Genomic DNA, 558 nt, shown 5'->3' with positions numbered 1-558 from the left:
GCCCTACCCCCAGGCCCCGGACGGGCGGTAGCCGAACGCGGCCAACTCGTCCAGGCAGGTGACCGGCGCGTGCGGCACGACGCGGCCGTCGGCCGTCTCGATGAACACCTCGCTGGAGAGCACCCGGCCGTCGACCCCGTTGACCTCGCGCACGGATGTGACGCGGCGGCTGAGCGTGCCGCCGCTGGCGTAGTCGTTGCGGCGCTCGACGAAGACGACGAAGTTGACCGCGCCCGCGACCAGCATGTGGCTGGCCTCGATGGGCAGTCGCTCGTTCGCCTGGAGCGCGTAGGTAGAGATGCGGTTGAACACCTCGCTGGAACTGTTGGCGTGGATGGTGGAGAGCGAGCCGTCGTTGCCCTGCGACATCGCGTTGAGCATGGTGACGATCTCGTCGCCGAGCACCTCGCCGACGATGACGCGGGAGGGGTTCATGCGCAGCGAGCGGCGCACCAGCTCGGCCGTGCTGATCGTGCCCTGCCCCTCGGAGTTGGGCAGCCGCTCCTCGAACGCCACGACGTTGGGGTGCAGGTCGGGGAACTGGTCGAGGCTCAGTTC

The 558-nt window shown here is 69.4% G+C and carries 1 protein-coding gene; it reads right to left on the bottom strand.

The window, feature by feature from the left end; all coding sequences use genetic code 11:
- Nucleotides 1-3: 3 nt before the first annotated feature.
- Nucleotides 4-558, bottom strand: a 555-nt coding sequence (locus KUM32_RS39930; protein WP_217146618.1) for an ATPase, T2SS/T4P/T4SS family, incomplete at its 5' end; no start/stop codon positions are given.

The organism is Streptomyces sp. AC627_RSS907 (assembly GCF_019049165.1).
This window is presented reverse-complemented; position numbering and strand designations above follow the sequence as displayed.